The 25,900-nt window shown below is 70.6% G+C and carries 16 protein-coding genes; 9 read left to right on the top strand and 7 right to left on the bottom strand.

Features of this window, described 5'->3' with window-relative positions; genetic code table 11:
* The first annotated feature begins 126 nt into the window (after positions 1-126).
* From murJ to BJ965_RS08515, 6 genes are all read left to right on the top strand, one after another.
* Positions 127-1,815 carry a murein biosynthesis integral membrane protein MurJ gene (gene murJ / locus BJ965_RS08490; protein ID WP_184908116.1) on the top strand — a complete coding sequence of 563 codons (1,689 nt, stop codon included), beginning with the start codon at positions 127-129 and terminating at the stop codon, positions 1,813-1,815.
* 361 nt (positions 1,816-2,176) lie between these two features.
* Positions 2,177-5,131, top strand: coding sequence for a SpoIIE family protein phosphatase (locus BJ965_RS08495; RefSeq protein ID WP_246545863.1), 2,955 nt, complete (start codon positions 2,177-2,179; stop codon positions 5,129-5,131).
* On the top strand, positions 5,131-6,213 hold the full coding sequence (locus BJ965_RS08500) for a substrate-binding domain-containing protein (protein ID WP_184908117.1): 1,083 nt from the start codon (positions 5,131-5,133) through the stop codon (positions 6,211-6,213). Before BJ965_RS08495 ends, BJ965_RS08500 begins: the two co-directional genes overlap by 1 nt.
* Positions 6,214-6,227: 14 nt before the next feature.
* Positions 6,228-7,007, top strand: coding sequence for an ATP-binding cassette domain-containing protein (locus BJ965_RS08505; RefSeq protein ID WP_184908118.1), 780 nt, complete (start codon positions 6,228-6,230; stop codon positions 7,005-7,007).
* Positions 7,004-8,302, top strand: coding sequence for a sugar ABC transporter permease (locus BJ965_RS08510; protein ID WP_376777907.1), 1,299 nt, complete (start codon positions 7,004-7,006; stop codon positions 8,300-8,302). The genes BJ965_RS08505 and BJ965_RS08510 overlap by 4 nt, the downstream gene beginning before the upstream one ends.
* Positions 8,303-8,388: 86 nt before the next feature.
* Positions 8,389-9,744 (top strand): ABC transporter substrate-binding protein, encoded by a 1,356-nt coding sequence (locus BJ965_RS08515; protein WP_184908120.1) that lies wholly within the window; start codon positions 8,389-8,391, stop codon positions 9,742-9,744.
* 174 nt (positions 9,745-9,918) lie between these two features.
* On the opposite strand, the gene acnA is transcribed toward BJ965_RS08515, so the two are convergent.
* Positions 9,919-12,636: an aconitate hydratase AcnA gene (gene acnA, locus BJ965_RS08520; RefSeq protein ID WP_313666757.1), complete on the bottom strand. Its 2,718-nt coding sequence runs from the start codon at positions 12,634-12,636 to the stop codon at positions 9,919-9,921.
* Between the two features lie 263 nt (positions 12,637-12,899).
* Between acnA and BJ965_RS08525 the strand changes: the two genes are divergently transcribed.
* Both BJ965_RS08525 and BJ965_RS08530 read left to right on the top strand, forming a co-directional pair.
* Entirely contained in the window at positions 12,900-13,100 is a 201-nt protein-coding gene (locus tag BJ965_RS08525) for a DUF4236 domain-containing protein (protein WP_030838640.1), read from the top strand.
* Positions 13,101-13,184: 84 nt separating this feature from the next.
* Positions 13,185-14,714, top strand: a complete 1,530-nt coding sequence (locus tag BJ965_RS08530; protein ID WP_184908122.1) for a helix-turn-helix domain-containing protein — start codon at positions 13,185-13,187, stop codon at positions 14,712-14,714.
* A gap of 102 nt (positions 14,715-14,816) precedes the next feature.
* Here BJ965_RS08530 and BJ965_RS08535 read toward each other — a convergent pair whose 3' ends face one another.
* The 6 genes from BJ965_RS08535 to BJ965_RS08560 form a co-directional block, all read right to left on the bottom strand.
* The gene (locus BJ965_RS08535) at positions 14,817-15,512 is read right to left on the bottom strand and encodes a contact-dependent growth inhibition system immunity protein (RefSeq protein WP_184908123.1); all 696 of its coding nucleotides are present in this window, start codon (positions 15,510-15,512) and stop codon (positions 14,817-14,819) included.
* Positions 15,513-15,549: 37 nt separating this feature from the next.
* Positions 15,550-15,855 (bottom strand): RNase A-like domain-containing protein, encoded by a 306-nt coding sequence (locus BJ965_RS08540; RefSeq protein ID WP_184908124.1) that lies wholly within the window; start codon positions 15,853-15,855, stop codon positions 15,550-15,552.
* Positions 15,856-15,884: 29 nt separating this feature from the next.
* On the bottom strand, positions 15,885-16,382 hold the full coding sequence (locus tag BJ965_RS08545) for a hypothetical protein (protein ID WP_246545864.1): 498 nt from the start codon (positions 16,380-16,382) through the stop codon (positions 15,885-15,887).
* A gap of 229 nt (positions 16,383-16,611) precedes the next feature.
* A complete protein-coding gene (locus tag BJ965_RS39215; RefSeq protein WP_246545865.1) occupies positions 16,612-18,339 on the bottom strand; it encodes an RNase A-like domain-containing protein in 1,728 nt (575 codons plus the stop codon).
* The gene (locus tag BJ965_RS08555; protein WP_184908126.1) at positions 18,339-18,653 is read right to left on the bottom strand and encodes a WXG100 family type VII secretion target; all 315 of its coding nucleotides are present in this window, start codon (positions 18,651-18,653) and stop codon (positions 18,339-18,341) included. Before BJ965_RS08555 ends, BJ965_RS39215 begins: the two co-directional genes overlap by 1 nt.
* 55 nt (positions 18,654-18,708) lie before the next feature.
* On the bottom strand, positions 18,709-19,140 hold the full coding sequence (locus tag BJ965_RS08560) for a WXG100 family type VII secretion target (RefSeq protein WP_184908127.1): 432 nt from the start codon (positions 19,138-19,140) through the stop codon (positions 18,709-18,711).
* Between the two features lie 324 nt (positions 19,141-19,464).
* Here BJ965_RS08560 and BJ965_RS08565 point away from each other — a divergent pair, with 324 nt between their 5' ends.
* Positions 19,465-25,878, top strand: a complete 6,414-nt coding sequence (locus BJ965_RS08565) for a protein kinase domain-containing protein (RefSeq protein ID WP_184908128.1) — start codon at positions 19,465-19,467, stop codon at positions 25,876-25,878.
* The last annotated feature ends 22 nt before the right edge of the window (positions 25,879-25,900 follow it).

A 25,900-nucleotide genomic window follows, 5' to 3' on the forward strand; every position in this document is an offset into this window, starting at 1 on the left:
CCGTACGGGGCGGGCCCGGTGACCCGAGCGCCGTGGTCACCGGGCCCGTCGGGCCGTACGGCCGGGGCGGCCGAAGAACGCCGGTCCCGCACCCTTTCCGGATCTTGAGCGCATAGGTTGGCCGCCATGACGGAGGGGGCGAAGGCCGCGGCCGAGTCGGCGGCCACGAGCGGGCAGGGCAGCGGGCGGCAGCCGGCACGGAGCGGCACGGGGAGGAAGGGCGGGCCGGCCCGCTCCGCCCTGCTGATGGCCCTGGGCACGGTGGTGTCCCGGGCCTCGGGGCTCGTCCGGCAGGTGCTTCAGGCCGCGGCGCTGGGCACGGGGCTGCTGGCGAGCACGTACAACACGGCGAACACCGTGCCGACCAGTCTGTACACCTTGGTGATCGGCGGCGCGCTCAACGCCGTGCTGGTGCCGCAGCTGGTCCGGTCGCGGGCCACCGAGGCCGACGGTGGACGGGCCTACGAGCAGCGGCTGGTGACGCTCGTGCTGTGCGTGCTGGCCGCGGGGACGGCGCTGGCCGTCTGGGCCGCGCCGCAGATCGTGGGCCTGTACATGCGCGACACCGCGGACGGCCACGAGGCGTTCGAACTCACCGTGGTCTTCGCCCGGTTCCTGCTGCCGCAGATCTTCTTCTACGGCGTGTTCGGCATCCTGGGCCAAGTGCTCAACGCCCGGGAGAAGTTCGGCGCGATGATGTGGACGCCGGTGCTGAACAACGTCGTACTGATCGGCATGTTCGGCGCGTACCTCGGGCTGATGACGGTCCCGGACCGGGTGGAGGACATCACCGCGGGGCAGGTGCGGCTGCTGGGGCTGGGGACGACGGCCGGCATCGCCGTGCAGGCCCTTGCGTTGATCCCCTTCGTGCGCGCTTCGGGCTTCCGGTTCCGGCCTCGCTTCGACTGGCGGGGCGCCGGTCTGGGCAAGAGTGTCCACGCCGCGAAGTGGACGCTGCTGTTCGTCCTGGTCAACCAGGTCGCGCTGACCGTGGTGACGAACTTCGCCAACGCCGCGGACCAGGCCCTGCCGGATGCCGGCGCCGGCTACACGGCCTACATGTACGCGCAGACCATCTGGATGCTGCCGCAGTCGATCGTGACCGTTTCCCTGGTGACGGCGCTGCTGCCGCGGATGAGCAGGGCCGCTGCCGAAAACCGGGTCCCCGAGCTGCGCGCCGATCTCTCCCGGGCACTGCGAGCCTCCGGGGTCGTCATCGTGCCGGCCGGATTCCTCTTCCTGGCGCTGGGCCCCCACATCTCGACGCTGCTGTTCGCCCACGGCGCGGCCGACGCCGCCACCGCCCAGCCGCTCGGGCAGATGCTCCAGGCGTTCGGGCTCGGGCTGATCCCGTTCTCGGCCCAGTACCTCCTGCTGCGGGGTTTCTACGCCTTCGAGGACACCCGCACCCCGTTCTTCATGGCCACGTGGATCGCCGCCGTGAACATCGCGCTGGTCACCGGCTGCCACCTGCTGCTGCCCGCGCGCTGGGCGGTGACCGGCATGGCCGGCGCCTACGCCGTGTCGTATCTGGCCGGGCTGGCCGTCACGGCGTGGCGGCTGTGCAGGAGGCTGGGCGGCCGTCTCGACGACGGGGAGCTGCGGCGCACGTACGCGAAGCTGCTGTGCGCCGCGGCTCTCGCCGCGGGGCTGGGCTGGGGCGCCGCCCGGGCCTGTACCGCCACGCTGGGGACGGGCACCTGGCCCACCGCGGTGAGTCTTGCCGCGGGAACGGCCGTGCTGGCGGTGGCCTACCTCGCCCTGGGCCGCCTGATGAGGGTCGGCGAGCTGCGCGGTCTCGCGGGCCGGCGATGACGGCCCGGGGCGCCGGGGGCCCGGAGCGTTGTGGCGGGGCTGCTGTCCGGGCGGGTGAGCCCCGGACGGGGATCGCCGCCGAGGTCTCCCCGCTGCCACCGGAGCGGTGTCCCGGCTCCCCGGGGCGGGCGATCAGAACCCGCCGGTGACGCCTGCCGGGCCGGCCAGGCCGCCCCATATGTCGCTGTTATCCAGGTGTGCGATTCTGTTGTGTGGGTGCCCTGCCGCTCATGAGCGGCGTGGAACCGCCATGGGAGGCGCGACCCCGCGCCGCCGGTCCCGTGCCCGCGTCGTCGTCGCCTGAGTTCCGGGGACTCCCACCTGCCGCTGACCGCGGTGTGGACGGGAGGTGGATGCGGACATGCCCCATTACGGCGATGCCCGGGCCGCGGCCCCCGGTCTCCGGGCGCCGGGGAACGGGGGCACCGGTCCGCCTCGTCCCGTTCCGGAGACGGCCGCGCGAATCCGGCTGCTGGCCTTCGCCGGCGTGGCGCTGGCGGCGGTGTACGTGCGCAGTGAGGACGGTGCGGAGCTCTGCCTGGTGGAGTCGGCCGAGGCCGAGGCCGAGCCCGGGCAGCGGTACCAGCTGCCGGGGCGGGTGACGGTCTCGGATTCCGGGGGACCTCCGGGGCCGAGCCCCTCCCCCGGACGACCGGAGTCACCTGCCGCCCCGCACCGCGCTGCCCCCGCCGTACCGCCGGACCCGACCGACTCGGGAGACGGTTGTCCGGCCGTCGCCGAGGCGTTTCTGCGGGGGCGGGCCGTGTGGCTCCCGGGTGTGGTGCTCCCCGGACGGACGGAAGCCGCCGCCACCGCCGTGCCGCTCGGGGCGCTGCCGCTGGGGGCCGCGGGCGGGTGGCTGGGGTGTCTCGTGGTGGTGGGAGAGGCCGGGGAGGGGTTCGGCGCCGAACAGCGGGAGTTCCTGGAGCGGTACGCCGAGGTCGTCGCCGAGCGGCTGCGCGGCGAGGCCGACCGGTCGGCGCCCTCCCCCCTGCTGGATTCGGCCCTGCGCGCCATGGGGGTCGGGTCCTTCGCCCTGTCGCCCGGCACCGGGCTGGTCGAGACGGATCCGGCCCTGCTCGAACTCGTCGGCATCCCCGAGGGCGGTTTCGACGGCAAGACCGACACCCTGCTCTCCTACAGCGTCCCGGAGGACGTCCCCGCGCTGATGTCGGTCATCGAGCCGTCCGCGCAGACCCCGGGCCGCCGTGAGCTGGAGTTCCGGATCCGCAGGCCGACCGGTGAACTGTGCTGGCTGCGGCTGAGCTGCCGGGTGCTGAAGGGGCCCGAGGGCGCCCCGGAGCGGGTGCTGGGCGTGGTGAGCGCGGCGCCGGTGCTGCGCCGCAGCGCCAGCGACGTCGCCCGGATCCAGTGGCTGACGGCCGCCCTCGACGACGCCACGACCGTGCGGGACGTCAGCCGTGTGGTGGTCGCCGCGCTGCGCGAGCCGCTGGGTGCCGACCGGGTGGCGCTCGCCGAGCTGCTGGAGGACCGGCTGGCGGTCACCGTGCTCGACCCGCCGGGTGCCGGTGCCTGGCCGGAGCTGTGGCGGCGCGAGTGGCGCTCGGAGTGGCCCGACGCGCCGGTCACCGCCCTGCCCACGCTCCAGGCGGCGCTGCGTGACGGGCGGATGAGCCTGTGGCCGGCGGGTTCCGTGCTGGAACCGGGGCTCGCCGGGATCGGCCCCGGCGGGCTCGCGGTGCTGCCGCTGCCGGCCAAGAGCGGGGTGGCGGGGGTGTGCCTGGTCGGCTGGGACACCCCGCACGAGTTCGCCCCCGAGGAGCGGGCCCTGCTGACCGCGACCGCGGGACTCGTCGGGCAGGCCCTCAAACGCGCGCACGCCTACGACGCCGAGCAGGAACTCGCGACGATGCTCCAGCGCAGCCTGCTGCCGCGCCGGCTCCCCCGGCTGCCCGGGGGCACCGCGGTCGCCCGCTATCTGCCCGCCCGGCGCGGACTCCAGGTGGGCGGCGACTGGTACGACGTGATCGCACTGTCGGAGAACAAGGTGGCCCTGGTCATCGGGGATGTGCAGGGGCACAGCGCCGGGGCGGCGACGATCATGGGCCAGATGCGTACGGCGGTCAGGGCCTACGCCGTGGAGGGGCATCCGCCGGACGTGGTCGTCGCGCACGCCAACCGGCTGCTCGTGGGCATGGAGACGGACCTGTTCGCCACCTGTGGCTACGTCGAGCTGGACATGGAGGAGGGCAACGCGCTGTTCGTACGGGCCGGGCATCTGGCCCCCCTCGTGCGGCATCCCGACGGCAGCACGGCGGAGATCGCGGTCGAGGGCGGACTCCCCCTGGGCGTCCTCGCGGACGCGGAGTTCCCGCTGACGGCGATGGCACTCGCCCCGGGCTCGGTGCTCGCGCTGGTGACGGACGGTCTGGTCGAGTCGTCGGATCTGCAGGTGGACGAGGGCATGCGGCTCGTACGCCAGGCGCTCGCCGCGGCCGACCCCGCCGACCCCGGGCAAATGGCCGACGAACTGCTCGGCGAGGACGGGCGCCGCGAGGACGACGTGGCGGTGCTGCTGCTGCGCTACGACGGGATGCGGGTTCGGCCGGTGCGGGCGGGCTGGGTGGTGTGGCGGCTGCCGGACGCGGTGATGCACGCCCGCCGGTTCAGTGCGCGCACGCTGCGCTCGTGGGGTATCGCGGACGAGGCCGACACCGTGCTCCTGGTGGTGTCGGAGCTGGTCACCAACGCGCTGGTGCACACGCAGGGCGCGGTCCGGGTGGAGCTGACCCTGGCGGCGGACCGGCTGCGGGTGACGGTGAGCGACTCCTCGCCGCGGGCGCCGGCCAAGCCGGTGGTCGTGGACTGGGAGTCGACGGGCGGCCGCGGGCTCTTCCTGGTCGAGGCCGTGTCCGCGGTCTGGGGCTCGGTACCGATGGGCGGCGGCAAGCAGGTGTGGAGCGAGATCGTCGTCACCCGTCCGGAAGGGGAGCCGGAGTCCGGCGAGGAGCCGGACGAGGAACCGGAAGCCGAGCCGGAGGAGGAGCGGAAGCCTGGCCGCGGCTGGGGCCTGGGCCGAGACCGGACCTGGGGCCTGGGCCGGAACCGGCGCAAGGCCCGCGAGCAGGGCCAGGACCGGGACCGTGGCGGGACAGCGGACCGCGACGGCGACGGGCCCGCGCCCCGGGCCGGACAACACGCCGCGGACCTCGGCGAAGGCGGGAGCCGGGAGCGGCACGAAGGAGGGGACCGGGGCGGGATCGAAGGCGGCCGGGGACGGAGCGAGCAGAACCGTCACCGCCTCCGTCCGGCCCCGTCCCAGCCCCGGGCCGAGACGCGCGAGGGAGGTCCCTGATGGGCCGCCTCGGCCTGCGTGGCGCCGCCGGGCTGCTGGCGGTCCTCCTGGCCGTGTCTCTCGCCGGATGTACCGACAGCGGCGGGGAGGGCGAGGGCGGCCTGACCATCGGACTGCTGCTGCCGAGCCGGGCCGTGCCCCGCTGGGAAAAGTCGGACAAGCCGCTGATCGAGAAGCGGGTGGAGGAGCTGTGCGCCGACTGCACGGTCGTGTACGCCAACGCCGAGAACGACGCGGCGAGCCAGCGGCAGCAGATGACCTCCATGATCACCCGGGGGGTCTCGGCCCTGATCCTGGACGTCGTCGACCCCAAGGCCCTGCGCTCCTCGGTCCGCGCCGCACAGCGCGAGGGCATCCCGGTCGTCGCCTACGACCGGCTCGCCGAGGGCCCGATCTCGGGGTTCGTCAGTTTCGACGGCGCCCAGGTCGGCATGCTCCAGGGCCAGGCACTCATGAAGGGCATGGGCGCCAGGGCCGACGGCGGCGGTGTCGTCATGATGAACGGCGACCCGTCCAGCCCCAACGCCGCCTGGTACGAGGGCGGAGCCCGGGCCGCCCTCCGGGACGAGGTGCGGATCCTGAAGTCGTACGACACCCTGGGGTGGCGCACGGAGAACGCGCACGACCACATGTCCGCCGCGATCAGCGACCTCGGGCCGAGCCGGATCGACGGGGTGCTCGCGGCCAACGACTCGATCGCGGCCGGTGTCATCTCGGCCCTCAAGAGTGCCCGTGTCTCGCCCCTGCCCCCGGTCACCGGGCAGGACGCCGACCTCGACGCCGTGCAGCGCATCGTCAAGGGCGAGCAGTACATGACCGTCTACAAGCCGTTCCGGCTGGAGACCGAGGCGGCCGCCGCGATGGCCGTCGCCCTGGCGCGCGGCAACGACATCGACGCCCTGGTCACGACGACGGTGGACAGCCCCACCACGGAGGACGTCCCGGCGGTCCTGCTCACCCCGACCGCAGTGACGCGCGAGACGATCGGCCGGACGGTCGTGCGGAACGGCGTCTACACGCTCGACCAGATCTGCACCCCGAAGCTCCGCCCCGCCTGCGACCGGGCCGGGCTCACCCGGTGAGCGAGGTGGTCCCCGTGGCCCATCCCCCCGTACTGGCGTTGCGCGGCATCACCAAGCGCTTCGGCGGCGTCCAGGCGCTCGTGGACGTCGACCTCCAGGTGCGGGCCGGGGAGGTCGTGGCGCTGGCGGGTGACAACGGAGCCGGCAAGTCCACGCTGGTCAAGGTGATCTCCGGGGTCAGTCCCGCCGACCGGGGCATCATCGAGTGGGAGGGACACCTGGTACAGATCAAACGCCCGCACGACGCCCACGCCCTGGGCATCGCGACCGTGTACCAGGACCTCGCGATGTGCGACAACCTGGACGTGGTCGGCAATCTCTTCCTCGGCCGCGAGATCGACCGGGTGGGTGTCCTCGACGAGGTCGAGATGGAGCGCCGGGCCCGCGATCTGATGCGCGCCCTGTCGATCCGCATCCCCGACGTACGGATGCCGGTCGCCGAGCTGTCGGCCGGGCAGCGGCAGGCCGTGGCGATCTCCCGCTCGCTGATGGGCGTGCCCAAGGTGCTGCTGCTCGACGAGCCCACCGCCGCCCTGGGCGTGGAGCAGACCAGCCATCTGCTCGATCTGATCGAGGAGGTGCGCGACCGCGGGATGGCGATCATCCTCATCAGCCACAACATGGGCGACATCAAGGCCGTCGCGGACCGGGTCGCGGTGCTGCGGCTGGGCCGCAACAACGGTCTGTTCGACGTCAGCACCGTGACTCAGGAGCAGATCATCTCCTCCGTCACCGGGGCGGCGGACAACGCCGTGGCCCATCGCTCGAAGGGCGACGAGGAGGCGTGGCCGTGAGCCGCGGCGGGCCGCACGGCGGCGGTGGACCGGCCGGGCCGGGCAGTGCGGGGCCGGTCGCCACCGGCCGCGAGCGACGCGCCGGCCGCGGCTGGCAGGACAGTGTGCGGGAATACGCCCGGGACGTCCGCGGCAGAGTGCGCGACGGCGAGCGCGGGCCGCTCCTGGTCATCGCCGGGCTGATCGTGATCTGGATCGTCTTCCAGGGGCTGGACGACAAGTTCCTCTCGCCGCGCAACCTGTCCAACCTCAGCGTGGACATCGTCGGGACCGGGCTGGTCGCCGTCGGCATCGTGTTCGTGCTGCTGATCAAGGAGATCGATCTGTCGGTCGGCTCGGTCAGCGGCCTGGCGGGGGCGGCGTTCGCCGTGCTGAACGTGAACCAGGGGGTGCCGGAGTGGCTGGCGGTGATCGTGGCGGTGGCCGCGGGCACGGCCGTGGGCGCCTTCCACGGGTTCTTCCACGCCTGGCTCGGCGTGCCCGCTTTCGTGGTGACGCTGGCCGGGCTGCTGATCTGGAACGGGCTGACGCTCTACCTGCTGGGGGCGAGCGGCACGATCAACATCGACGAGGAGGGCCTGGTCGCCTCCCTGACCAGCAGGCACTTCGGCAACGACCTGGCGGCGTACGCGGTCGCGGCGCTCGGCACGGGCGGGTACTTCCTGGCCGCCCGCCGCCGGCGGAACCGCCACCGGGCGACCGGGATGCCCTACCGGCCCGGGGGCGAGATCTGGATGCGCACCGGTCTGCTGGCGGTGGTCGCCTTCGCCGGGGCCCACACCCTCAATCGGTTCCAGGGGCTGCCGCTCGCGCTGCTGATCTTCCTGGTGGTCCTGGTCGTCTCGGACTACGTGCTGCGCCGCACCCGCTACGGGCGGCGGGTGTACGCGCTCGGCGGCGGGGTCGAGGCGGCGCGGCGTGCCGGGATCGGGGTGGAGCGGGTGCGGATCGCGATGTTCATGGTGTCGGGGACGCTGGCCGCGTTCGGCGGGCTGTTCGTGGCCTCGGGACTGACCTCGGCGAGCCCCACGACGGCGCGTGCCGCCGGTTCGGGGATGCTGCTGATCAACGCGATCGCGGCGGCCGTCATCGGCGGGACGAGCCTGTTCGGCGGGCGGGGCTCGCCCTGGTCGGTGCTGCTCGGCGTGGTGGTCATCCAGTCGATCGCCTCGGGCATGGGGCTGCTGGGGGTGCAGGACGCCGTGCAGTTCATGATCACCGGTGGGGTGCTGCTGGCCGCCGTGGCGGCCGACGCGCTCTCGCGGCGCGCTCAGGCCAGACGCGGCCGACCCTGAGGGCAGGCATGCCCGGAATTCACCTGATATTCCTTTTCGTTCGGAATGCCTAACGCGGGGAAATGGTGGGTATGGGGCGCTATGTCATGAAACGAAGCCGCCTCACCCAGGCGGCCGTGGCCTTCGCGGCCGCCGCCGGTCTGGTCCTCGCCGGGTGCGGTGACTCCGATCTGCCCGGCGGCGAGGAGCAGGCCGACCTCAGCGTGCTCGCGACGGACGTGCCGCAGATCCAGACCCTCGAGAAGCTCACCAGGAAGCACTTCACGGCCGAGACCGGCATCACCGTCGACTACACGCTGCTGCCGGAGAACGAGGCGCGGGAGAAGATGAACCGCGAGTTCGCCACCCAGGCCGGCACCTACGACGTGGCGAGCGTCAGCGCGTACGAGGTGCCGATCTACGCGGACAACGGCTGGCTCGCCCCGCTCGACTCCTATGTGAAGGCCGACGAGGAGTTCGACCAGGACGACGTCTTCCCGAATCTGCAGTCCTCGCTGACCGGGGAGGACGGCAAGCTCTACGCCGAACCCTTCTACGGCGAGGGCTCCTTCCTGATGTACCGCAAGGACCTGTTCCGCAAGGACGGGCTGACCATGCCGCCGGACCCGACCTGGCAGCAGGTCGCCGACCTCGCCGCCCGGGTCGACGGCTCCGAGGGCGCGAGCGGCATCTGCCTGCGCGGCCTGCCCGGCTGGGGCCAGAACCTCGCCCCGATCAACACGGTCGTCAACACCTTCGGCGGCGCCTGGTACGACATGGACTGGAACGCCCGTCTGACCTCACCGGAGTTCAGGAAGGCCGTCGGTTTCTACGTCGACCTGCTCCGCACCCACGGGCAGCCCGGCGCCGAGCGGATGGGCGTGCTGGAGATCCTGGACCGTTTCGTCGAGGGCAAGTGCGCCATGATGTACGACGCCACGTCGCTGGCCTCGTCGATCGAGGCCGACAGTTCCTCGGTCAAGGGCAAGGTGGGCTACGTCCCGGCACCGCACGAGAGGACCGACAAGGCGGGCTGGCTGTGGACCTGGGCCTGGGGCGTCCAGCAGGCGTCCGCGAACAAGGACGCCGCCTGGGAGTTCATCTCCTGGGCCTCCTCCAAGGAGTTCCAGGAGCTGGTCGGCCAGGAGGTGGGCTGGACCTCGGCGCCCGCCGGGAACCGCATGTCGCTCTACGAGAAGCCCGAGTACCAGCAGGCGGCCGATGCCTGGTACCGGCAGGAGTTCACGGCGGCGACGGACTCCGCCGACCCCAAGGACCCGGGCGTCGGCCCCCGCCCCTATGAGGGCATCGGCTTCCTGGGCATCCCCGAGTTCGCCGTGCTGGGTACGGCCGTCTCCGAGCAGATCGCCGCGGCCATCGCCGGGCAGCAGTCGGTGGACGCGGCCCTGGACAAGTCCCAGGACCTCGCCCAGGCCGCGGCGGCGAAGTACCGGGGCGAGTGACTCACCACCGCTCACTGGGGCCGCCCCTCCCCGGGGCCGCCCGCGAACGGCGCGGGCCGCGCCCCCGGTCACCCGGGAACGCGGCCCGCCCCTCCCCGGGGCCGCCCGCGAACGGCGCGGGCCGCGCCCCCGGTCACCCGGGAACGCGGCCCTCGAACTGCCGTGGCGGTCCGCTTACTTGCGGATCAGGCTGCGCAGCACGTACTGCATGATGCCGCCGTTGCGGTAGTAGTCCGCCTCGCCGGGGGTGTCGATGCGGACGACCGCGTCGAACTCGACGCCGGTGTCGGTGGTGACCTTCACCGTGCGCGGGGTGGTGCCGTTGTTGAGCTCCTCGACGCCGGTGAAGTCGAAGGTCTCCTCACCGGTGAGGCCGAGGGACGCGGCGGACTGGCCCTCCGGGAACTGGAGCGGCAGGACGCCCATGCCGATGAGGTTCGAGCGGTGGATGCGCTCGTAGGACTCGGCGATGACGGCCTTGACGCCGAGGAGCGCGGTGCCCTTGGCGGCCCAGTCGCGGGACGAGCCGGAGCCGTACTCCTTGCCGGCCAGGACGACCAGCGGGATGCCGGCGGCCTGGTAGTTCTGCGAGGCGTCGTAGATGAACGACACCGGGGCGTCAGCCTGGGTGAAGTCGCGGGTGTAGCCGCCCTCGGTGCCCGGCGCGATCTGGTTGCGCAGGCGGATGTTGGCGAACGTGCCGCGGATCATGACCTCGTGGTTGCCGCGGCGCGAGCCGTAGGAGTTGAAATCACGACGCTCCACACCGTGCTCGGTGAGGTACTTGCCGGCCGGGGTGTCGGCCTTGATGGCGCCGGCCGGGGAGATGTGGTCGGTGGTGACCGAGTCGCCGAGCTTGGCGAGCACGCGGGCGCCGGAGATGTCGGAGACCGGGGTGGTCTCCATCGTCATGCCCTCGAAGTACGGGGGCTTGCGGACGTAGGTGGACTCGGCGTCCCACTCGAAGGTGTTGCCGGTCGGGATCGGCAGCGCCTGCCACTGGGCGTCGCCCGCGAAGACGTCCGAGTAGGACTTGGCGAACATGTCCTCGCCGATGGCGCTGGCGACGACCTCGTTGACCTCGGCCTCGGTCGGCCAGATGTCCTTCAGGAAGACCGGGTTGCCGTCCTGGTCGGCGCCCAGGGCGTCCTTGGTGATGTCGACCTTCATGGAGCCGGCGAGCGCGTAGGCCACGACCAGCGGCGGGGACGCCAGGTAGTTCATCTTGACGTCGGGGTTGATCCGGCCCTCGAAGTTCCGGTTGCCGGAGAGGACCGAGGTGACCGCGAGGTCGTGGTCGTTGACGGCCTTGGAGACCTCCTCCGGCAGCGGGCCGGAGTTGCCGATGCAGGTGGTGCAGCCGTAGCCGACGAGGTTGAAGCCGACCTTGTCGAGGTAGGGGGTCAGGCCCGCCTTCTCGAAGTAGTCGGTGACGACCTTGGAGCCCGGGGCCAGCGTGGTCTTGACCCACGGCTTGCGGGTCAGGCCCTTCTCCACCGCCTTCTTGGCCACCAGCGCTGCGGCGACCATGACGTACGGGTTGGAGGTGTTGGTGCAGGAGGTGATGGCCGCGACCGTCACCGCACCGTGGTCGATCTCGTACGACGTGCCGTCGGGGGCCGTCACGGTGACCGGGTTGGACGGGGCGCCGTTCGGGGCGACGGCCGGGGAGTCGGAGGCCGGGAAGGACTCCTGGCCCGCCTCGTCGACGGAGTCGACGTAGTTGCGGACGTCCGTCTTGAACTGCTCGGCGGCGTTGGCGAGGACGATGCGGTCCTGCGGGCGCTTCGGGCCGGCGATGGAGGGGACGACCGTGGAGAGGTCGAGCTCCAGCTTCTCGGAGAAGTCCGGCTCGGCCTTCGGGTCCAGCCAGAGGCCCTGCTCCTTGGCGTACGCCTCGACCAGCGCGAGCTGCTGCTCGCTGCGGCCGGTGAGCCGCATGTAGTTGATGGTCTCGTCGTCGATCGGGAAGATCGCGGCGGTGGAGCCGAACTCCGGCGACATGTTGCCGATGGTGGCGCGGTTGGCCAGCGAGGTGGCGGCGACGCCCTCGCCGTAGAACTCGACGAACTTGCCGACGACGCCGTGCTTGCGCAGCATCTCGGTGATCGTGAGGACGAGGTCGGTGGCGGTGGTGCCGGGGGTGAGCTCACCGGTGAGCTTGAAGCCGACGACACGCGGGATGAGCATGGAGACCGGCTGGCCGAGCATGGCGGCCTCGGCCTCGATGCCGCCGACGCCCCAGCCGAGCACGCCGAGGCCGTTGACCATGGTGGTGTGCGAGTCGGTGCCGACCAGGGTGTCCGGGTAGGCCTTGCCGTCGCGCACCATGACGACACGGGCCAGGTGCTCGATGTTCACCTGGTGGACGATGCCGGTGCCGGGCGGGACGACCTTGAACTCGTCGAACGCGGTCTGGCCCCAGCGCAGGAACTGGTAGCGCTCCTTGTTGCGGCCGTACTCGAGGTCGACGTTCTGCTTGAAGGCGTCGTTCGTGCCGAACTTGTCGGCGATGACGGAGTGGTCGATGACCAGCTCGGCCGGCGCCAGCGGGTTGATCTTCGCCGGGTCGCCGCCCAGCTCCTTGACGGCCTCACGCATGGTCGCGAGGTCCACGACACAGGGAACGCCGGTGAAGTCCTGCATGATCACGCGGGCCGGCGTGAACTGGATCTCCTGGCTGGGCTGGGCCTGCGAGTCCCAACCGCCGAGGGCACGGATGTGGTCGGCGGTGATGTTCGCGCCGTCCTCGGTGCGGAGCAGGTTCTCCAGCAGGACCTTGAGGCTGTAGGGAAGGCGAGCCGAGCCCTCCACCTTGTCCAGCCGGAAGATCTCGTACGACTCGTCGCCCACCTGCAGCGTGCTGCGGGCGTCGAAGCTGTTCGCCGACACGACAGTCTCCTTCATTGATGTGCGCGTACCACCACGATCCTGCCGCCACGGCATCTTGGCCGATCCGCTAAGGTAAGGCTAAGTTAGGTAACCCTTACCAGGGTGGCGACTGGAGTGCTCTCTCGGCAGATATCTCGATGTCGAGATAACTCTAGTACACGAGCGCCGGATGGTCATGCCCCGGCGTCCGCAGTGCGGTCATGTGCGCCCTTTTCCCGGGTATCCGAACCAGGTACCCACGCCCGACGGAGGAGGAGACAGGCATGCCGCTCACGTTCCGCAAGAGTTTCCGGATCCTTCCGGGGGTGCGCCTGAACATCAACAAGCGCTCCTGGTCCATCACCACCGGCGGCGGAAAGAACGGCCCGCGCCACACCCGCAGCAGCACCGGACGTCGTACGACATCGATGGATCTGCCCGGACCTTTCGGATGGCGGCGCACCACGAAGGCGCGCCGACACTGAGGACACCGGCCGATATTGACGTCCTGTCACCCGTTCGGACCCCCCGGCCGAGTGACATCTCATATCTGAGATAACCTCAAGCGCATGGCAGACGACTACCTCGTACGCATCGGCAAACTCATCCGTGACGCCCGGCAGCACCGGGGCTGGACGCAGTCGCAGCTGGCGGAGGCGCTCGGCACCAGCCAGAGCGCGGTCAACCGGATCGAGCGCGGCAATCAGAACATCAGCCTTGAGATGATCGCGCGGATCGGGGAGGCCCTCGACAGCGAGATCGTGTCCCTCGGCTACGCCGGTCCGATGCATCTGCGCGTGGTCGGCGGGCGTCGGCTGTCCGGTGCCATCGACGTGAAGACGAGCAAGAACGCGTGCGTGGCGCTGCTGTGCGCCTCTCTGCTCAACGAGGGGCGCACGGTGCTGCGCCGCGTCGCCCGCATCGAGGAGGTGTACCGCCTTCTCGAGGTGCTGGGCTCCATCGGTGTGCGCACCCGGTGGATCAACGACGGTGTCGACCTGGAGATCGTGCCGTCGGCCGAGCTGAACCTGGAGACGATCGACGCGGACGCGGCCCGCCGTACCCGCTCCATCATCATGTTCCTCGGCCCGCTGCTGCACCGCATGGACCAGTTCAAGCTGCCGTACGCCGGCGGCTGCGACCTCGGCACGCGCACGATCGAGCCGCACATGATCGCGCTGCGCCGGTTCGGCCTGGACATCGCCGCCACCGAGGGCCAGTACCACGCCCAGGTCGATCGCGCGGTCAGCCCCGACCGCCCCATCGTCCTGACCGAGCGCGGCGACACGGTGACCGAGAACGCGCTGCTCGCGGCCGCCCGGCACGACGGCATCACCGTCATCCGCAACGCCTCGTCCAACTACATGGTCCAGGACCTGTGCTTTTTCCTGGAGACGCTCGGTGTCAAGGTCGACGGCGTCGGCACGACCACGCTGACCGTGCACGGCGTGCCGACCATCGACGTCGACGTGGACTACTCCCCCTCCGAGGACCCGGTCGAGGCGATGAGCCTGGTCGCGGCGGCCGTGGTCACCGAGTCGGAGCTGACGGTGCGCCGGGTGCCGATCGAGTTCCTGGAGATCGAGCTGGCGGTCCTGGAGGAGATGGGCCTCGACCACGACCGCACGCCCGAGTACTTCGCCGACAACGGCCGCACCCGGCTGGTGGACCTCACCGTCCGGCCCTCCAAGCTGGAGGCGCCGATCGACAAGATCCACCCCATGCCGTTTCCCGGCCTGAACATCGACAACGTCCCGTTCTTCGCGGCCATCGCGGCGGTCGCCCAGGGCAAGACCCTCATCCACGACTGGGTCTACGACAACCGCGCGATCTATCTGACCGACCTGAACCGCCTCGGCGGCCGGCTCCAACTGCTCGACCCCCACCGCGTCCTGGTCGAGGGCCCGACCCGCTGGCGCGCCGCAGAGATGATGTGCCCACCGGCGCTGCGCCCCGCGGTGGTCGTCCTCCTCGCGATGATGGCGGCCGAGGGCACGTCGGTGCTGCGCAACGTGTACGTCATCAACCGCGGTTATGAGGAACTGGCGGAGCGGCTGAACTCGGTGGGGGCACAGATCGAGACGTTCCGGGACATCTGAGGGGTGAGGCAGCCGGGCCCATTTCGACCTGCACTGCTGCGCGTCTGAGAGGGGTCCGGCAGAACGCGCCCACGACCCGACCTGCCGCCGGCAGAGTCCCGGCTACTCGTGCCCGGCCCGCGGCGACGGCCTGTACGCCGCGCTCGGCTGGGCGAGTCGATCGGCGAGGTGGGCGAGCCAGCCGCTCGGGGCGTACGGGGCCGGGGGGTCGACCTCCATGCCCAGCTCTGCGACAGCCAGGGCACAGTCGGACTCGTCGAGATCGAGGGCGAGCAATTCCTGAAGCTCGCCGACGAGGCGGGCGACGAGTTGCGGGTCGGTGGAGGTCCGGTAGTCGGCGACGGCCGCGTCATGATCCTCGAACTCGTCCGGCATGTCCTGCGAGAACCACCCGCCGAGGAACTGGCCGAGTTCCGGGAACCGGGCGTGCCACTCCCAGTGGGTGGCGGGCGCAGCGGGCGGCGGCACCTCGCCCTTCTCGATGCTGCGTCTGATGTGGGCAGCGAGCGTGTACAGCCACTTCTGCACTTCTCCCTCGGGCAGGCCCACGTCGGGGATCGCATAGAACTCGCCCAGCCGCTGCCTCAGCCGTCCGGGCGGGTTCTCGGCGTACTCCCGCACCTGCCGCTCGGCGACAGCCAGAGCCCAGGGACGGGTGTGCCAGGTGTGCCGGAGGTAGGCCGTCAGGGCGTGGCCGGGTGCGTCCGGCGTGTCGTCCGCCGACTGCCCGACATAGGCACGGATCGCTTGGTCCAGTTCGCCGTAGCGGCGGTCGTGTTCGAGAGGGCTCAGGGGCACGAGGAAAGGCCTTCATGGATGACCAGCGGCGGATGCGCTAGAGATAGACGGGGAACGTGGCATGGACGACGAAGCCGTGCGGGGCTGACGCGTCCCGCCTGAGCACGACGCGCGCGGCACGCACGTCGACGGGCTCCCGCCCCGCCAGCATCATCGCCTGCAACAGCACCCGGCCGATGGGGTCGGGCCGCGTAGGCCAGGACGCCTCGATGGTCAGCCGGGGCCGCGTGCCTTGGGCGAGCCAGCGGTGGACGACTTGCTCGTTGGCGGTGACGACCTGCTGCGTGGCCCACTGGGCGGTCTCTCGGTCGGGGTAGGTGGCGGACCGGTTCCGGGACGGCATGGCGGTGAGGACCTCTGAAGGATTTGGGGTCATGACGGGGCGGTGTGCTCCCGCTGCATGTGGTCGTCGACGGCCTGGAGTAGGTGACGCAGCGCCTGGGGGGTCGCCCAGCCGACGACGGGGGACAGACTGTCCTCCATTGCCTGACCCCCCGGGAAGAGCACGAGGGCGGACTGGGCCTCGGCGGCGAGCGGGGCGAGGAACTCGCCGCAGTAGGGATGCTCGGAATCGATTGCGGCCTGAAGGGAATCCTGAAGGGTCGCGTATTCCGCGTCGTACACCCAGTTGACCCCGAACCCGGAGAGCCGGGGAAATCTGACGTCGACCTCCCAACGGGACAACGGGAGCTCGTCGTAATCGTCCTGCGAGTTCTGGGCCAGGGTGCGGATCGTCCTCGACAGGGAGTGCAGGTACGCGGCGGCGTCCGTTCCGGCGCCGGCTCGTTCCAGGAGGTCATGGAACTCCTGCGGCGCGGCTTCCGCGCCTTCGGCACAGAGACCGGCGACATGGTCGAGCAGCGCGGTCACGGTTTCGATGGGACACACCCACTCCGTCGCAACGCTTGCGTGCGTGGTCCGGATGAAACGCCGCAATTCGGCGTCGAGTGAAAGCGCTCCCTCGGAGTCCCGCACCGCGGCGGCGAGCTCCAGGACCCTCCTCATCGGACCGTCGATGAAGAGGCGTGTGATGTGTACTACCAAGCTGTCACCGTCTTCATTGCCACGAACATGAACCACGAACGAACCTTACGATCTGCTAAGGACTGACAGGGTACGAGGTGACGACGACGAAGGGCGGGTCAATACCCGTCTTGTACTTCAGGGCCACCTGCACGGAATGCACCTCGCTTGCCGAGGCGTTCATACCGTGCGAGGTGTAGTCACCGCGTTCCACGGTGCGACCGGTCACCTCGCTCACGGTGAGTTTGAGAGCCGGGTCGAGTTTCGAGTTGTCGGGGTTCCAGTTGGGGTTGTTGGCCACCCGCCTCTCCACCCTCTTGATCCAGTCCTCCACGCGCTGGGCGTTGTTGATGTCGTCGAGTGCCCGCTGCGTCAGACGCTGCGCGGACGCCAGATCCTTGTACGTGGAGGCCGACGGTGCGTTCCCCTGGTCCCGCAGGCGCTGCTTCAGCTGGTCATCGCTGAGTCCGATGTGCTTGTCGACGCCGTGGCTCCCATGAATGCCTTCCTGGCCGGCCAGGTCCAGTGGATAGAAGTGGTTTCTGGGGTCCTCTCCCGGGACTGTGTATGTGTGCTCGGTCCGGAACTCGTTCAGTGCCCGGGCACCGAACGCCTGCGCGCGCGCCTCTTCGGCGTGGAAGGTCGGCGCACTGCGATATGCCTCGTCCAACGGTCCCACCAGCGCATCGAGACGAGGCACCAGCGCGTTGACCCGCCGGTTGTATTCGGTGACGATCGCATTGAGCCGACCGGTGTCGAGGTTGAGGACGATGCCCGCGCCGAGCTGTCTCGCTCCCTTGGCAACCCCCTTCACCACACCTTTGATGAGGCCCTTGACGTCGTCCATCCCGACACCGTCCTTGAGGTTCACCTCCACCTTGGGGATCGCCTCCCGGATCGCGTCCACGTAGACGTCCCACACCTCGCGATTGAGGTAGACGGCTGCTTCGGCGAAGTCGTACAGCAGGTCGCCGACCTTCTGGGCGGTGTCGAACAGCACCGTCATCACCGGGTGCGAGGAGGCCTGCGACGAGGCCGAGTCGTGCTTCCACTCGTAGCCTTCGCGGCTCGTGCCCCACGCGGTCGTCCCCCACAGAGCGCTGCAGAACTGCCGCATGGCGTCGTGCCATTCGCTGTTGCTCTGCTGCGTGATGCTGCTGATGTTTCCGGTCAGCGCGGTCTCGGACATCGAGAGCGTCGAGGTCGTCGCCATCCACGCCTGGGACAGTGAGTTGAGATAGTGCTGCTGCGGGTAAGGGTAGACCTCTGCGACCTTCCCCATACGGAAGGCGTGCTTCACGATGGGGCGCAGGACGTCGCGGACGGGCTCCGGCACCCACTCCAGGAGGGTGCGGATGATGTCGTCGCCCCCGTCGTCATCACCCCACTTGAGGTTGGGTACGGGACCGTAGGCCGGAGCCCTGTCGACGACCTGCGGCGCTGGCTGAGTGACCGCCCTCGTTCGCCCGGAGGGATCGTTGGCCGCCTCCGCCTTCGCGTAGTTGTTGGCCGTCGTGGTGAAGCCGACCGCCACTCCGCCGATACTCACGACACTCTTGGCCCACACCTCGAGGAAGCGGTTGCCCACTTTGACGTACGAGGTCGCGAACGCCTGCGGAGCGGTTCCGTAACCGCCGGCGTCCGGGTACTTGTTCAGCTCGTCCATAAGGGTCTTCGCGCCCTTGTCCATCGGCGTCTGCTGGGCGGCGACTCCCGCCGACACCCGGTAGAGGTCGGACGGCTTGACGTCGATGGTGCCGTTCTGCCCTCCGGGCGCTTGCACACCCGGCTGCGGGCCGGCCATCAGCGCGCACCCCAGCCCCGCAGCACGGCCTGATGTGCGGCCGTGTAATTGACGTGAGAGGTGGTCGCACAGGCGTGAAGCCACTTCTGCGCCGCCTGCAGGTCCTGCGCCGAGCGGTCCCACTCGTCGAGTTTGTCGACGAAGACTTCGCGGGCCTCGCCTTCCCAGGACAGCACGACCGGGACGGCACGGTCGTAGAGATCGTCGAGCCTGTTGTTCAATTTCTTGAGGATGTCCTCCAATTCACCGGCGAGTTCGCGGAGACCGGTGAGGGACACGGTGATGTGGTCGTCATACGACGGCCCGGTCGTCATGAATCCCCGTTTCGTGTTCGGAACTGCGCTGTAAAGGGTGGGGCCGGCCGCGGCGTCAGAACGAGTCGAGACTGCTGCGCCGACCGCCTGGCGCGCTGTCGGTCCCCGTGTCCGGGTTAGGGGCGGACAGCCGGTCGACCTCGCTGTTGATGTCCACCCGGACGCTGCGCATCTGCTGGAGCACGTCCAGTTCCTTCTCCGAGAAACCGTCACGACTCAGGCGAACGGCCTGCTCCAGGTGACGCATGACGTCCCTGATGCGTACGGCGTCCTCAGCGGCGGCCTGGTGGAACGCGCGGTACGCGGCCCCGGCCGGGCCACGCCAGCCCGCCTCCACGCGGTCGACGATCGCGTCCATGCGTCGGACCTGTCTGTCCAGGTGGCCCTGCATGTCGTCGAGGTCCTCGGCGAGTTTGGTGAGGTTGTCCCGGGACACGCGCACATCGGGACCGTTTCCCTGCCCCGCCACTGAGCCTGGTGTGCCCATGCCGTACTACCCCCGCCCCATCGCTGCGGCCTCTCATGTCACATACGCAAGGTGATCGTACGAGGTGTAGCACTCCGTTGAGCGGGAGGCATCACGACCAGGCCGTACGTGGCCGAAAGAAGCCGGTGCCAGAACTCCTTGCTGACGAGGTGCCCCGATCAGCCTCCGGCGCATCCGGTGAGCGCCACGGCCTGCCGTACACCGCGCCGCGCTTTGCCCGTTGACAGTGTCAACGTGAAGGTGTGATGCTCGTCAACAGGTGAAGGTATACGCTTCCTACGGATGTACCCACCTTGTATACGCCGGGTGAGACGGGGAGGGCCAGTGAGCCTGGGGACGGTCGACGGACGCTTCCGGATCACGGGGATGTTGGGGCGCGGGAACATGGGCGAGGTGCACCGGGCCGAGGACCTTGAGGCCGCCCCGGACTCCCCGCACCGGGAGGTTGCGCTCAAGACCGTCCTGCGCGCCCGGACCGGGGTCGCCGTCGACTCTTCGGGGTCCGGCAAGGAGATCGACCGTTTCCGCCGCGAAGTGCGGATCATGCGCATGCTCTCCCAGGGCCACCCGAACCTCACCCTGCTCGTCGACGGCGGTACGGACGGGGCGCCGGGCGGAACCGGCCTGCCCTACCTGGCCATGGAACTGCTCGACGGTCATCCGCTCGCCGACCTCATCGACGAGGAGCCCCAACTCCCGGTCTCCTGGGCCGCCGCCATCGGGGCGCAGATCGCCTCCGGTCTCACCGCCGCGCACACCGCGGGGGTCGTCCACCGCGACCTGAAGCCGGCCAACGCGATGCTGACCCGCGACGGCACCGTCAAGGTCCTCGACTTCGGCATGGGTTCGGTCGTGGACGATCCCGACCAGACCCGCCTGACCAGCACGGGCGTGAGCGTCGGTACGGCCCGCTACATGGCGCCCGAGCAGTTCCGTGCCGAACAGGTCACCGCGTCCGCAGACCTCTACGCGTTCGGCTGCGTCCTGTACGAGCTGCTGATAGGACGGCCGCCGTTCTCCGCCAGAACCCCCTACGAACTCTCCGAGCAGCACCAGCACGAGCGTCCGCCCCGGCTCACCCTGGTGCGCCCGGATCTGCCCGCCGAACTGGTCCGACTGGTGGACCGGCTCCTGGAGAAGGACGCCGAACTACGGCCCGACAACGCCGACCTGGTCCGTGAGGCGCTGATCCCGCTCGCGTTCGCGCCGGACGAAACGGCCGCCCTGCTCGCTCCGCACTGGCAGGCGATGGACCCGGTGGCGCGGCTGCGCGCCCTGCTCCCCGAGCCCGCTCCGGCCGCGCCGTCACCCGTGCCGCGCAGGGAGGCTCGCCTGCCCGAGGCCATGGACGTCTTCGGCATCCACGCCGCCCTGATCGGCGAGTACGAGAGCTTCACCAGGAGCGCGACGGTGATCCGGGACGCCCGGATCGAGGGCTTCGTCGCGGACGATCTGGCGGCGAAGTCCCAGTGGCCCGACCCGTGGCTGTCGCTGAACCCGTTCTTCGCCGACGGCGGCCAGGTCACCGACCTCGTCCGGGACGGGGTACTGCACCCACGGTGCGCGGAGATCTTCCAGGCCGGCAAGAAGAAGACCTCGCCGCGCCCCGACGGCCGGCCGCTGAATTTCCACCTCCACCAGCGGCAGGCGATCGAGGCCGCGCAGGCGGGCGACTCCTATGTGCTCACCACCGGTACCGGCTCCGGAAAGTCGCTGTCGTACATCGTCCCCATCGTGGACCGGGTGCTGAAGGAGCGTCAGGCGGCGGGCCCGGACGCGGGCGGCCGGGTGCGGGCGATCGTCGTCTACCCGATGAACGCCCTGGCCAACTCGCAGCTTGGCGAGCTGGAGAAGTACCTGCGACACGGTTTCGGCAAGGGCCGTGAGCCGGTCACCTTCGCCCGCTACACCGGCCAGGAGTCCGACGAGGACCGTCGCAAGCTGCGCAAGGATCCTCCGGACATCCTGCTGACCAACTACGTGATGCTGGAGCTGATGCTGACCCGGCCGGACGACCGGACCAGCCTGATCCGCATGGCCGAGGGGCTGCAGTTCCTGGTCTTCGACGAGCTGCACACCTACCGGGGCCGGCAGGGCGCGGACGTGGCGCTCCTGATCCGCCGCGTGCGTGAGGCCTGCCGCGCCTCGAAGACCCTCCAGTGCATCGGCACCTCGGCGACCATGTCCACCGAGGGCTCCTGGGAGGACCAGCGGCGCGAGGTGGCCCGGGTGGCCGGCCGGTTGTTCGGTACGACGGTGCTGCCGAAGCGGGTCATCGGCGAGACCCTGGTCCGGGCGACCGACGAGGCACCCGGGACCGTACCCGCCGAACGGTTGCGGGTCCCGGCTGCGCCCCGCTCGTACGACGCGCTGACGAAGGATCCGCTGGCCCGCTGGGTGGAGTCCCGGTTCGGTCTGGAGTCCGAGGAGGGCACAGGGCGGCTGCGCCGCTGTGCCCCGGACACCGTCGAGGCCGCGGCGGCGGAACTGGCCGCCGCCTCCGGAGTCCCCGAGGAGAGTGTGCGCGAGGCGATCCGTACGACGCTGGAGGCGGGGGCGCAGGCCAAGCACCCGGTGACGGAGCGGCCGTTGTTCGCGTTCCGGCTGCACCAGTTCCTGTCCAAGGGCGACACCGTCTACACGACGCTGGAGGATCCGCTCACCCGGCCGCTGACCCGCACCTACCAGCTAGAGCAGCCGGACAGCGACGGCAAGCCGCTGTTCCCGCTGGCGTTCTGCCGGGAGTGCGGTCAGGAGTACCTGACCGTGTGGCGGACCGAGGACCGCGGCAGCTTCCGGTACGAGCCGCGTCGGGACACCTCCGCCTCGGGGGGCCGCCAGGGCGAGGGCTATCTGTACCTGGGCATGCCCGGGGAGGACTACGAGTGGCCGGCCGATGCGCAGAAGGCCGTGGACGACCGGCGGTTGCCGGAGTCGTGGCTGGAGCCGGACGCCCAGGGTGTGACGGTCGTCAAGAAGTCCTACCGGCCCCGGGTGCCCAAGCGGGTCGTCGTGGATGCCCACGGGAACGAATCGGACGAGGGGCTGACCGCGGCGTTCGTCCCGGCGCCGTTCCTGTTCTGTGTGCACTGCCAGGTCTCCTACGAGCAGACCCGCGGCCGCGACTTCGCCAAGCTGGCCACCCTGGACCAGGAGGGGCGTTCCTCGGCGACCTCGCTGATCTCCGCGTCGATCGTGAAGTCACTGCGCGCGGTGCCGGAGGAGAGCCTGGGCAAGGAGGCCCGCAAGCTGCTCACCTTCGTCGACAACCGGCAGGACGCCTCGCTCCAGGCCGGGCACTTCAACGACTTCGCCCAGGTGACGCAGTTGCGCGGCGCCCTGTACCAGGCCGCGGTGCGGGCCGGTGAGGAGGGGCTGAGCCACGACGACCTCGCCGAGGCCGTCACCGAGGTGATGGGCCTGACGCCCCGCGAATACACGACGGGCGCGGACCTGACGCCCGCCATGGAACGCCGGGCCGTGAAGACCTTCAGGGAGGTCGTGGGATACCGCCTCTACCGCGACCTGGAGCGCGGCTGGCGCATCACGATGCCGAACCTGGAGCAGACGGGGCTGCTGCGGATCGACTACGAGGACCTGGACTGGCTCGCCGCCAACGACGAGCGCTGGCAATCCACGCACGCCGTGCTGCGGGGCGCCGACCCGGCCCTGCGCGAGGAGATCACCCGTACTCTGCTCGACTTCATGCGGCGGGCGCTGGCCATCGACGTGCAGTACTTCCGTGAGGACTTCGACGTCCTTCAGCGGGCGAGCGAGGAGCGGCTGGCCGGGGCGTGGGTGCTGAGCGAGAGCGACCGGCCGGCCGTCGGAACCGCCTACCCCTACGGGTCCCGGCCGGGTATGGAGCGCTCCGCGCTGTTCCTGTCGGCCCGTGGCAAGTTCGGCAAGTACCTGCAGCGGAACATGCCCGAGTTGCGCGATCCGTCCTTCTCGCTGGACGACGTACAGACCGTCATCGAGGATCTGCTGAAGGTACTGAGGGACGCGGATCTGATCCGCGAGGTGGACGCGACCCCGGAGCTCTCCGGCCCGGCCTACCGACGCCGCGCGGCGCAGAAGCGCACCGGTTACCGGGTGTCGGCCGCCCACCTGATCTGGCGGGCCGGAACCGGTGAGCGGGGCGTGGTCGACCCGTTGGCGCGCACCTACCGAGGCGGCGAGGGCCCGCGCGTCAACCCGTTCTTCCGGGACCTCTACCGCACCGCGGCCGCCGAGCTGGCCGGCCTGTACGCGCGGGAGCACACCGCCCAGGTCCTTCCGGAGGACCGGCTGGAGCGTGAGGAGCTGTTCCGGGAGGCCAAACTGCCTCTGCTGTACTGCTCCCCGACGATGGAGCTGGGCGTGGACATCTCCTCGCTCAACGCCGTGCTGATGCGCAACGTACCGCCGACCCCGGCGAACTACGCGCAGCGCTCGGGCCGGGCGGGCCGTTCCGGTCAGCCCGCGCTGGTGACCACGTACTGCGCGACGGGCAACAGTCACGACCAGTACTACTTCCGCCGCTCCCAGGACATGGTGTCGGGGCAGGTGGCCCCACCGCGGCTGGATCTGGCCAATGAAGACCTGGTCCGCTCCCACCTCCAGGGCATCTGGCTGGCAGAGGCCGACATGAAGCTCGGCACCGCGATCCCGGGGGTCGTCGACGTCGCCTACGACCCCGAGGGCGGGGACCGCCCCGATCCGCTGATGCCGCTGCCGCTGCGTTCGGAGTTCCGCGACCGGTCCCTGGACGAGGCCGCCCGCGCACGGGCGGCCGACACCGCCCGTACCGTTCTCGCCCCGCTGATCGCGGACTTCGAGACGACCACGTGGTGGTACGACGAGTGGATCGAGGACCGCATCGAGCGGGCCCCGGCGGAGTTCGACGCCGCCTTCGACCGGTGGCGCGACCTGTTCCGGGCGGCCGTCATCGACCAGTACGAGCAGAACAAGCGGGTCGTCGACCACACCCTGACGCAGGGCGAGCAGAGCCGGGCGCGCAGCCGCCGCCGGGAGGCCGAGACACAGACGAACCTGCTGCTGAACCGCTCCACCGACAACAAGTCGGTGATGAGCGACTTCAATCCGTACCGCTATCTGGCGTCCGAGGGGTTCCTGCCCGGCTACAGCTTCCCGCGGCTGCCGCTGGCCGCGTACATCCCGCGGTCCGGCAACCGCCGCAACGCCGACGGGGACTATCTCCAGCGGCCCCGGTTCCTCGCGATCCGCGAGTTCGGTCCGGGCGCTCTTATCTACCACGAGGGTGCCCGCTACCAGGTCACGCGGGTGCAGCTGCCGCCGGACGCCTCGGGCGAGCTGGCGACGGCGGAGGCCCGGCGCTGCGACGGCTGCGGCTATCACTACGTCGTCCGGCCCGGCCTCGACCGGTGCGACATGTGCGGGGAGGAGCTGCGCGGCAAGCGCACCGGTCTGCTCCATCTGCACACCGTGTACACCACTCCGCGCGAGCGGATCTCCTCCGATGAGGAGGAGCGCCGGCGGGCCGGTTTCCGTCTGGAGACCTCGTACGCCTTCCAGGACCACGGCGCCCGCAAGGGCCGTCTCACCTCACATGTCGCCGACGCCGACGGCACGCCCGTCCTCGACCTGGACTACGGCGACTCGGCCACGGTCCGGATCACCAATCTCGGCCGTGTCCGCGACAAGGAGGGGGAGCTGGACGGCTACTGGCTGGACCTGGGCGACGGCCGCTGGCTCAACGACCGGGCCGCCGCGGACGCCATCGAGGGCACCGGCATGCCGGTGGTCGACGACGACGGCAACGAGAAGCGGCGCAAGAAGCGGGTCCTGCCGTTCGTGGAGGACCGGCGCAACATCCTCGTCGTCACGTTGGACGAGCCGCTGCCCGAGCCGGTGGCGCTGTCGTTCCTGTACGCGCTGGAGCGGGGCATCGAGGCGGCGTTCGAGCTGGAGGACTCCGAGCTGACCGCGGAGCTGCTGCCGCCGGACGACGGGCCGCGCCGCCGCATGCTGTTCACGGAGGCCGCCGAGGGCGGCGCCGGTGTGCTGCGCCGGATCCAGCACGAGAGGGGCGCCCTCGCCGAGGCCGCGAAGACCGCCCTGGAGATCTGCCACTTCGACCGGGACACCGGCGAGGACGAGGGCGGCCCGGCGGAGGGCGAGAAGTGCGCCCGCGGCTGCTACGCCTGTCTGCTGACCTACGGCAACCAGACCCACCACCGCCAGCTGAGCCGGCACGCGGCCCAGCCGTTGCTGCTGCGGCTGTCCGAGGCCCGCACCGAGCGCGAGGACCGCGGCGAGTCCCGCAGCGAACGGTTCCGCAGGCTGGCTCCGGCGGCCTCCGGGCCGGGAAGCCCGGTCTCGGCCCCGGCACCCGGCGGATCCGGCAGCGTCTCGCCGGACGCGGCGGCCACCGGCACCGGGAACACCTCGCCGACCCCCGTGGAGGCCGATCTCGCCGCGCTCGTCGCCGACGGCGACCTGCTCGGCTGGCTGCGGGCGAAGGGCCACCGACTCCCCGACGAGGTCCGTGTGCCCGTCCCGGAGGCGGACGCCTGCCCCGACCTCGTGTTCCATCTGGACGGCGCCGACCTCGCCGTGTTCGTCGACGTCCCCGGCCACGCGCCCGGCTCCGACCGTGACCTCGAAGCCGGCTACCGCCTGGAGGAGGCCGGCTGGGACGTCCTACGGTTCCCCACGGACGCGGACTGGGACGCCATCGCCGACCACAACGCCACCTATTTCCACCTCCGTTGACCGCTAGGAACCGGGACATCTC

Origin of the sequence: Streptomyces luteogriseus, from assembly GCF_014205055.1 — a bacterium.
In the GTDB taxonomy this organism is placed as follows: Bacteria; Actinomycetota; Actinomycetes; order Streptomycetales; family Streptomycetaceae; genus Streptomyces; species Streptomyces luteogriseus.

Bases quoted from the DNA above. Each gene is read 5' to 3' on its own strand.
- BJ965_RS08525 (WP_030838640.1), top strand. From the start codon at position 12,900: ATGCCGCTCACGTTCCGCAAGAGTTTCCGGATCCTTCCGGGGGTGCGC.
- BJ965_RS08540 (WP_184908124.1), bottom strand. From the start codon at position 15,855: ATGCCGTCCCGGAACCGGTCCGCCACCTACCCCGACCGAGAGACCGCC.
- BJ965_RS08515 (WP_184908120.1), top strand. From the start codon at position 8,389: ATGAAACGAAGCCGCCTCACCCAGGCGGCCGTGGCCTTCGCGGCCGCC.
- BJ965_RS08500 (WP_184908117.1), top strand. From the start codon at position 5,131: ATGGGCCGCCTCGGCCTGCGTGGCGCCGCCGGGCTGCTGGCGGTCCTC.
- BJ965_RS08530 (WP_184908122.1), top strand. From the start codon at position 13,185: ATGGCAGACGACTACCTCGTACGCATCGGCAAACTCATCCGTGACGCC.
- BJ965_RS08495 (WP_246545863.1), top strand. From the start codon at position 2,177: ATGCCCCATTACGGCGATGCCCGGGCCGCGGCCCCCGGTCTCCGGGCG.
- BJ965_RS08555 (WP_184908126.1), bottom strand. From the start codon at position 18,653: ATGACGACCGGGCCGTCGTATGACGACCACATCACCGTGTCCCTCACC.
- murJ (WP_184908116.1), top strand. From the start codon at position 127: ATGACGGAGGGGGCGAAGGCCGCGGCCGAGTCGGCGGCCACGAGCGGG.
- BJ965_RS39215 (WP_246545865.1), bottom strand. From the start codon at position 18,339: ATGGCCGGCCCGCAGCCGGGTGTGCAAGCGCCCGGAGGGCAGAACGGC.
- BJ965_RS08560 (WP_184908127.1), bottom strand. From the start codon at position 19,140: ATGGGCACACCAGGCTCAGTGGCGGGGCAGGGAAACGGTCCCGATGTG.